This is a genomic window from Arthrobacter sp. AD-310, assembly GCF_054656615.1.
Map to the genome: position 1 here is coordinate 3,758 of NZ_BAAHNO010000035.1, position 8,292 is coordinate 12,049.

Consider the following 8,292-nt stretch of genomic DNA (forward strand, 5'->3'; position numbering starts at 1 on the left):
AGAGTTCGACGACGGCGGCGCGCCAGGGCCGGAATCCCGCCATCTTGGTGCCGGGAACGGCAGCCCGTACCCCGGGGACCGCCCGTGCCTATCCCGGAAAGCGCGCCGCCTGGCTGCTTGCCGCCGTCGTCGTCCTCGCCGTCCTGGCGGGCGCTTCCCTTGCCGTGGGCGCCCGCGGGCTTCCCCTTGCCACCGTGTGGGAGGCGCTCACGCAGTTTGATCCGGCCAACGGCGACCACGCAGTGGTCCACGCCCGCATCCCGCGCACCGTCCTTGGCCTGCTGGCCGGGGGTGCGCTGGGCCTGGCGGGTGCCGCCATGCAGGGCGTAGCCCGCAACCCGCTCGCAGACCCCGGCATCATGGGCGTGAACGCGGGTGCCGCCCTCGCCGTGGTGACCGGCATCTACGTCTTTGGCATCGGCTCCCTGTCCGGCTACATCTGGTTCGCCTTCATCGGCGCCGCGGTGGCCGCCGTCGTGGTCTACTCCATCGCATCCCTGGGCAGGGACGGTGCAACCCCCGTCAAGCTGGCCCTTGCGGGCGCCGCGCTCAATGCGGGCCTCTACTCGCTCATGAGCGTTGTCCTGGTGTCCAGCAAGGACACCCTGGACAAGTTCCGCTTCTGGCAGGTGGGCGGCGTCGCCGGCCGCGACTGGTCCGTGGTGCTGTCCGGACTGCCCTTCCTGCTCGCCGGCGCCGTCGTTGTCCTCCTGACCGGACGCATCCTCAACAGCCTGGCGCTGGGCGACGACATAGCCCGCGGCCTGGGCCAGCGGGTAGGACTTGCCCGGGCCCTCACCGCCCTGGGAATTGTGCTGCTGTGCGGGTCCGCCACAGCCATGGCGGGTCCCATCGCGTTCGTGGGCCTGGTGGTGCCGCACGCCGTCCGGTTCCTCACCGGTCCCGACTACCGCTGGATCCTGCCGTTTTCCCTGGTGGCCGCGCCCGTGCTGCTGCTGGCCGCGGACATCGCCGGCCGGGTAGTGCTGCTGCCCGGCGAGGTGCCGGCCGGCATCATGACGGCCCTCATCGGCGCCCCCGTGTTCGTGTGGCTGGTCCGCCGCGGGAAGGGGGCCGGGCTGTGAGCTTGAAAGACACGGGCACGCGGACCCGGGTTGCGCTGTCAGATATGACGGCTAACACCGCCACTGAAGGACCAAAAGTGACCGGGCAACGCCGGGGACGGCACGGCCTGAACCGGACAGCCGCCCTGGGCGCCGCCGTCGTCTTCCTCTTCTTCGCCTCCGTGCTGCTGGGCAGCTACACGGTGACCATCCCCGATTTCTTCACCATCGTCTTCAACCACCTGACCGGGGGTCCCAGAATCCCCGGCGCCAGCTTCATCGTCATGGAAAACAAGCTCCCGCGGGCTGTCATCGGCACCATGATCGGGCTCGCATTCGGCCTGGCCGGTGCCCTTTTCCAGACGATGCTCCGCAACCCCCTGGCCAGCCCCGATGTCATTGGCATCAGTTACGGCGCCAGCGCGGCCGCCGTCGTCGCGATCGTGATGTTCGGCGCGTCTGGCGCTGTGGTCTCCGGGGCGGCACTGGCCGGCGCACTGGCGGTGGCCGGGATCATCTACGCCATCTCCGCCGGTGGCGCCCTGCGGGGGACCAGCCGGGGTAATGCCGCCGGCAACCGCCTGGTCCTGGCCGGCGTCGGCATCGCCGCGGCCCTGCACGCGGTGGTCAACTTCCTGATGACCCGCGCGGACATCCGCACCGCAGCCGACGCCCTCGTCTGGCTCAACGGCTCCCTCAACTCCGCCAACTGGGAGCGGGCCGGCGTCCTGTTCCTCGCCCTCGCAGTCCTCATCCCCGCGGTGGCCGTCATTGCGGGCCCGCTGCGGATCCTCGAACTGGGCGACGACGCGGCCGCCGGCCTGGGCATCCGCGTCAACGCCGCACGCCTGGCCTTGGTGATCATCGCGGTGGCCCTCGCAGCGGTGGCGACGGCGGCCGCCGGCCCCGTCTCCTTCGTCGCCTTCCTCGCCGGTCCCATCGCCCGCCGCTTCACCGGAAAGGCCAGCCTCCCGGCGTCGGCCCTCGTGGGCGCCCTCATTGTCCTCGCGGCGGACTACTTCGCGGCCAACCTCGCCCCCGTGCTGCTGGACGGCACCGTCCTGCCGGTCGGCGTCATCACCGGTGCGCTTGGCGCCCCGTTCCTGCTGTGGCTCCTGGTCACAGCCAACCGAAAGGATGCCTGACGTGGCTGTTCTCAAGGCCAACGACCTGACGCTGAAATACGACCAGCGCTGCGTCGTGGACGGCCTCAGCACCGAAATCCCCGAGGGCAAGGTGACCATGATCGTGGGTGCCAACGCCTGCGGAAAATCCACCCTGCTCCGTGGCCTGTCCCGGCTCCTCAAACCCGCGGCCGGCACCGTCACCCTTGACGGCAAGGACATCCATTCCCGCCCCGCCCGTGAACTGGCCCGCACCCTTGGCCTGCTGCCGCAGCACCCCACCGCGCCGGACGGCATCACCGTCCGCGACCTGGTGGGCCGCGGACGCTACCCGCACCAGGGCCTCTTCCGCAGCTGGAGTGAGGGGGACGACGCCGCCGTGCAGCGCGCGCTGGAAGCCACCGAAACGCTGGCCCTCGCCGGGCGCGACGTGGACGAACTCTCCGGCGGCCAGCGGCAGCGGGTCTGGATTGCCATGGCCCTCGCCCAGGAAACAGATGTGCTGCTGCTCGACGAACCCACCACCTACCTGGACCTGGCCCACCAAGTGGAGGTCCTGGACCTGGTGACGGACCTGAACCGGAAACGCGGTACCACCGTGGCCATCGTCCTGCACGACCTCAACCTCGCCGCACGCTATGCGGACCACGTCATCGCCATGAAGGCCGGTGCCGTGGTGGCCGTCGGTAATCCCCGCGACGTGGTCACCGAAGGCCTGGTCCGCAATGTCTTCAACCTCGAGTCCCGCGTTATTCCGGACCCGGTATCCGGAACACCCCTGATCATTCCCATCGGCCGCCACCACGTCCCCACTGAACTGGAGCTTGTTTCATGAAGACCCGCGATGCTGCCGCCGCCAAGGCCGTGAACCCTGCTCCTCTGAATGCTGCTTCCATGAACACCGAGCCGATGACCCTGGCGTTCGAGGTGACCGTCTCCTCCGTGCAGGTGCTCAGCCCAAACTTCCGCAGGATCACGTTCGGCGGCTACTCGCTGCGCGACTTCGGTGTCCACGGCGACACCCGCGACCTCCGGATCAAACTCATGATCCCGTCCCTCGCGCCGGACGGCAGCCCGCTTCCGCTGCCGGTTTTCGAAATGGCCTCGTCCGGCTGGTACCGGGAGTGGCTGGCCATGGATCCGGCGGTCCGCGGCTCCATGCGCACCTACACCGTGCGGCAGTCCCGCCTGGACGCGGTGTACCCGGAGATCGATGTGGACTTCGTGATGCACTTCGACGCCGACGGCCACGGCGGCCCGGCCGCCAACTGGGCCCGGAACGCAAGGCCGGGCGACGCCATCACCATCATCGGCCCCAACAACCGCGCCGCGCACTGCGTCACCGCCGAAATCTACTCCGGTATCGAATGGCGGCCGGGCCTCGCGCAGCGCATCCTCCTCGCCGGTGACGAGACCGCCGTCCCCGCGATCTCCGCGATCCTCGAGAGCCTCCCGCCCTATATGACCGGGCACGCCTTCCTCGAAGTCCCCGAAGCAGGCGACTTCCTGGAACTTCACTCGCCGGCCGACGTCGAAATCACCTGGCTGGCACGCGGCGCGCAGATCGGACGGTCCCGCCCGCACGGCGAACTGCTGCAGGAAGCGGTCCGCAAGGCCGTCCCCGTGCCCGGGTGGGTCGGGCTCAAAGCGGTCGACGGCGGCGCCGGGCCGGAACCCGAGGACGTCAACGTGGACGAGGACATCCTCTGGGAAACGCCCACCCGCATGGAAACCGAAGAGATCCGGGCCACCAAGAACCCGGACATGCCCGCCGGTGCCATGCCCTTCTACGCCTGGATCGCGGGCGAAGCCGGAGTCATCAAGGACATGCGCCGGTACCTCGTCCGCGACGTCGGGATCGACCGGAAGCAGGTGGCGTTCATGGGGTACTGGAGGCAGGGCAAAGCCGAAGGGTAAAGCGTTTCCGAACGCCCTATCACTTTTTGCCGCTTTCCCTGCGACGCTCTATCACTTTTGGGGCGCTGGAGCCGAACGCTCTCACTTACTGTTCATCCCGCCGTCGTGCCTGCTTCTCCTTGGCTGGCTATTTTGGCGCTGTGGTGCCTGAACCCTTGCTTCCCATTTCCGGCCGGCGGGTGTTTGTTGCCCTTGGGGACTCGTTCACCGAGGGCGTGGGGGACCGGGACGAGCGGCTGCCCAACGGAGTTCGGGGCTGGGCCGACCGGGTGGCGGAGAAGCTCGCCAAGGCCCGGCCGGGCTGGCGGTACGCCAACCTCGCCATCCGCAGCAAACGCCTCCGGCACATTATCGACGAGCAGCTGGAACCGGCCCTGCGGATGAATCCCACGCTCGTCACGCTCTACGCGGGCGGCAACGATATCCTCGACGTCAAAACCGACATGGCCGCCCTCATGGCCGACTACGAACAACTCGTGGCCAGGCTCGCCGGGACCGGAGCCACGCTGGTCCTTTTCACCGGGTTCGACGTCAAAGTCTCAGCACTCCTGGAACCGTTGAAGAAGCGCAACACCTACTACAACCAGCGCGTCCGGGACATTGCCAACAAATACGGGGCGGTGTTGGTGGACTACTGGTGCCTGGATGCTTTCCATGACCGCCGCATGTGGGACGCGGACCGCCTGCACATGTCCAAGGCGGGGCACAAATACCTGGCCGGGCAGGTGCTGGACCAGCTCGGCGTCGCGCACAAAATCAAACCCAAGGACTGGGATCCGCCCGCCCGGCTGACGCTGCGGGAATGGGAACGCCGGCAGCGCCGCTGGGTGCACGACTGGGTCCTGCCGCTGTTCGGACGGAAGCTGCGCGGCGTCACGCTGGGTGACCAGCTGGGCCCGCGCTGGCCCGAACCGGTTAAGGTGCCGCGGAAGGGCGGCCTGAAAAAACTTGCGGCAGCGATGGACGACGGCGGCGCCCCGCTCCGGCGGGCCGGGCCGCCTTAGCTGGTGGCTGCGGGAGGGGTGTCCAGCAGGTTTTCGAAGCCCGGCGCCACGCGGCCGGCATGGAATTCGACCACCTCGAAGTCCGCCACGCCGTTGGAGTAGAAGGGGTCCTGCGCCAGGCTGGCGTCCAGGGTGGCGCGGTCCACCTGGGACAGCAGCATGCCGCCCGTGCGCGGGACCTTGCGGCCGGCGGCAATAAAGACGCCGTCGTCGAATGCCTTCTGGAGCCAGCTGATGTGGGCGTCATTGTGGAAATCGACGATGTCCTGCGGAACCCGGTAAGTGAGGGAAACAACATACATGCGCCCAGACTACCGGGCGTGCCGCAGTCAGTTGAAAGATCAATCGTAGAATAAGGGGATGACCGAACCGCGGTGGCTCAATGCCGACGAACGACGCGCCTGGCTGGCCCTGGTCAGCATCAACACCCTGCTGCCTGCAGCCCTGGACACCCGGCTGCACGCCGCGGGCAAGCTGTCCCTGTTCGACTACACGGTCCTTGCCATGCTGTCTGAGGCGGACGACCGTTTCCTGCCGATGAGCGAGCTTGCCGCCCGGAGCAGCGCCTCCCTGTCGCGGCTTTCGCACGTCGTCACCAAGCTGCAGAAACGCGGATGGGTGGAGCGCCGGCCGCATCCGCACGACGCCCGGGTCACCATCGCGCACCTCACCGAGGAAGGCATGGCAACCATCGTCGGCCTCGCTCCCGGCCACGTGGAGGACGTCCGGGACCTGTTCCTGGATGCCCTCACGGAACAGGACGTCCTGGACCTTGCCCGGATCGGCGAGAAGGTGGTCGGCCGGCTGGACAAGGACCACTGGATCCTGCGCGAAAGCTAGGCGCCCCCCCGGTTGGTTGCTTCCAGCAACGGATGGCAGACTAGCCACTATGGAATTCACCTCCCGGTTCGTGGCCCTCGGCGACTCCTTCACCGAGGGGGTCGGCGACGACGATCCCACCCGCCCCAACGGGGTCCGCGGGTGGGCTGACCGGGTTGCCGAGCAACTGGGCGCCGCGGATCCCGGCTTCGGGTACGCCAACCTTGCCATCCGCGGAAGGAAGCTCCGGCAGATCCTGGCTGAGCAGGTGGACGCCGCCGTCGAACTCAAACCCACCCTCGTGAGCATCTACGCGGGGGCCAACGACATCCTGCGCCCCCGCATCGACATCGACGACCTCCTGGCGGAGTACGACGACGGCGTCCGCAAGTTGAGTGCCACGGGGGCCACCGTTGTGCTGTTCACCGGGTTCGACGCCCGCGGCTCGAAGGTGTTCGGCACCATGCGCGGCCGCACAGCCATCTACAACGAACTTGTCCGCGGCATCGCCGGCGACCACGGTGCCCTGCTGGTGGACTACTGGCGCTTCAGCGAGTACTACGACTGGGGCATGTGGGCGCGGGACCGCATGCACATGTCCGCCGCAGGCCACGCCAACATGGCAAAACGCGTCCTCGAGGTCCTCAAGTACGACCACTCCATCGACATCCCGCCCATGACCCCGGTTCCCGAACTGGGCCGCGCCGAGGCCATGCGCGCCAACGCCCAATGGTTCCGCGAATACGCCGCCCCGTGGGTCGTCCGCCGCGTGACCGGCAAGTCCTCGGGTGACAACCTCTCGCCCAAGTACCCCCAGCTGACCCGGCTTTGACACCCCGGCTGGTGCGGCACGCCGTCGGGCGCTGCTTATACACCCAAAAAGCCCGGATTGGTCTTTAATTGCGCGAACTCGTAGACTTGGTAGGCGCTAAGTGCGCGGAGCGTGCGCAATTGCTCCGGTTGCCCGGTGATTTTCGCCAGGAGGCCGGTAGTTAGGGGCTCAAGTTGCGTGACTAACCGTTCGCCCTTCGTTATGGGGGTCGCCCTTAGCCGCATGGTCCAGCAGCAGATATGCGGACCATTACATCCAATCTTTGAGGAGAAGTCATGGCAGCACACTGCCAAGTGACCGGGGCCGAGCCGGGCTTTGGGCACAGCATTTCGCACTCGCACCGCCGCAACAAGCGCCGGTTCGATCCGAACATCCAGAAGAAGCGCTACTGGGTTCCGTCCCTGCGCCGTAACGTCACGCTGCAGGTCTCTGCACGTGGCATCAAGACCATCGACGTTCGCGGCATCGACGCAGTCGTCGCCGACATTCTGGCTCGTGGGGTGAAGCTCTAGTGGCTAAGGACAAGGACGTACGTCCAATCATCAAGCTCAAGTCGACCGCGGGCACGGGCTACACCTACGTAACCCGCAAGAACCGTCGTAACGACCCGGACCGCCTGGTCCTGAAGAAGTACGACCCCAAGATCCGCCAGCACGTCGAATTCCGAGAGGAGCGCTAAACATGGCTAAGAAGTCCAAGATTGCTCGCAACGAGCAGCGCAAGGTCATCGTTGAGCGTTACGCTGCCAAGCGCCTCGAACTGAAGAAGACCCTGGTTGACGAAAACGCAACCGACGAAGCACGCGAAGCAGCCCGCCTGGGCCTGCAGAAGCTGCCCCGCAACGCGTCCCCGATCCGTCTGCGTAACCGCGACATCATCGACGGCCGCCCCCGTGGCACCTTCCAGAAGTTCGGTATCTCCCGTGTCCGCTTCCGCGACATGGCCCACAAGGGCGAACTTCCGGGCATCACCAAGTCTTCCTGGTAATCCCGCGCGGCTGACTGCAGCTGTTGGGAAAGGGCCGGCAACCATCACGGTTGCCGGCCCTTTCCTGGTTTAAACCCGTGACTGGGCCCGCTGAATCCCTTGGTGTTTCAGCCTGTCCTTGGTGGTTGAGCTTGTCGAACTCACCTGTGCTGCAGCCCACAGGGATAACTTTCGACGGCGGGAAGCGCGTGGGGTGCCTCCGCGGCTTGTTTTGCCGCGTGTTTACGGGGTTTTTGGCTGCTGGCCCGAGGAGTTGCGGTGGGGTGCGGGGGCGTGTATTGTTTTCTGAGTCGCCGCGGGGGAGACAGTGAAGAACTGATCACCGGGTGGCCAAAACCCCAACTCAACGCCAGGATCTGGTTGCTCTTTAGGGCGCCGGGAAGTGGTGGGGGACGATCTTCCGCCGATGGGAATCCTGAGAGATGGATTTGCTTCCAGGTTGGGGATCGGGTAAGTTTGAAAAGTTGCTCCGGAGCGATCCTGAACGTTGGTTTGGGTGGTGCCGGGTGTGTCTGTTGTTTGAGAACTCAATAGTGTGCCAAGTT

The 8,292-nt window shown here is 66.7% G+C and carries 11 protein-coding genes; 10 read left to right on the forward strand and 1 reads right to left on the reverse strand.

Annotation, left to right across the window (positions count from 1 at the left end):
- The 5 genes from ACYQ1Z_RS18650 to ACYQ1Z_RS18670 all read left to right on the forward strand — a co-directional run.
- Positions 1–1,085, forward strand: a 1,085-nt coding sequence (locus tag ACYQ1Z_RS18650) for a FecCD family ABC transporter permease (RefSeq protein WP_459794040.1), incomplete at its 5' end; no start/stop codon positions are given.
- Between the two features lie 44 nt (positions 1,086–1,129).
- A complete protein-coding gene (locus ACYQ1Z_RS18655; protein WP_459794041.1) occupies positions 1,130–2,209 on the forward strand; it encodes a FecCD family ABC transporter permease in 1,080 nt (359 codons plus the stop codon).
- A gap of 1 nt (position 2,210) precedes the next feature.
- The gene (locus ACYQ1Z_RS18660; RefSeq protein WP_459794042.1) at positions 2,211–3,023 is read left to right on the forward strand and encodes an ABC transporter ATP-binding protein; all 813 of its coding nucleotides are present in this window, start codon (positions 2,211–2,213) and stop codon (positions 3,021–3,023) included.
- The gene (locus ACYQ1Z_RS18665) at positions 3,020–4,105 is read left to right on the forward strand and encodes a siderophore-interacting protein (protein ID WP_459794043.1); all 1,086 of its coding nucleotides are present in this window, start codon (positions 3,020–3,022) and stop codon (positions 4,103–4,105) included. Before ACYQ1Z_RS18660 ends, ACYQ1Z_RS18665 begins: the two co-directional genes overlap by 4 nt.
- 140 nt (positions 4,106–4,245) lie before the next feature.
- Positions 4,246–5,109 (forward strand): SGNH/GDSL hydrolase family protein, encoded by an 864-nt coding sequence (locus tag ACYQ1Z_RS18670; RefSeq protein WP_459794044.1) that lies wholly within the window; start codon positions 4,246–4,248, stop codon positions 5,107–5,109.
- Here ACYQ1Z_RS18670 and ACYQ1Z_RS18675 read toward each other — a convergent pair.
- Positions 5,106–5,411 carry a YciI family protein gene (locus tag ACYQ1Z_RS18675; protein ID WP_459794045.1) on the reverse strand — a complete coding sequence of 102 codons (306 nt, stop codon included), beginning with the start codon at positions 5,409–5,411 and terminating at the stop codon, positions 5,106–5,108. The two genes, ACYQ1Z_RS18670 and ACYQ1Z_RS18675, sit on opposite strands and share 4 nt — an antisense overlap.
- A 58-nt stretch (positions 5,412–5,469) precedes the next feature.
- Between ACYQ1Z_RS18675 and ACYQ1Z_RS18680 the strand changes: the two genes are divergently transcribed.
- From ACYQ1Z_RS18680 to rpsN, 5 genes are all read left to right on the forward strand, one after another.
- Entirely contained in the window at positions 5,470–5,949 is a 480-nt protein-coding gene (locus tag ACYQ1Z_RS18680) for a MarR family winged helix-turn-helix transcriptional regulator (RefSeq protein ID WP_459794046.1), read from the forward strand.
- A gap of 49 nt (positions 5,950–5,998) precedes the next feature.
- Entirely contained in the window at positions 5,999–6,760 is a 762-nt protein-coding gene (locus ACYQ1Z_RS18685) for an SGNH/GDSL hydrolase family protein (protein WP_459794047.1), read from the forward strand.
- A gap of 275 nt (positions 6,761–7,035) precedes the next feature.
- On the forward strand, positions 7,036–7,272 hold the full coding sequence (gene rpmB, locus ACYQ1Z_RS18690; protein ID WP_018763944.1) for a 50S ribosomal protein L28: 237 nt from the start codon (positions 7,036–7,038) through the stop codon (positions 7,270–7,272).
- Entirely contained in the window at positions 7,272–7,439 is a 168-nt protein-coding gene (gene rpmG / locus ACYQ1Z_RS18695) for a 50S ribosomal protein L33 (RefSeq protein WP_003798558.1), read from the forward strand. The genes rpmB and rpmG overlap by 1 nt, the downstream gene beginning before the upstream one ends.
- A gap of 2 nt (positions 7,440–7,441) precedes the next feature.
- A complete protein-coding gene (rpsN, locus tag ACYQ1Z_RS18700; protein WP_009358853.1) occupies positions 7,442–7,747 on the forward strand; it encodes a 30S ribosomal protein S14 in 306 nt (101 codons plus the stop codon).
- Positions 7,748–8,292 lie beyond the last annotated feature (545 nt).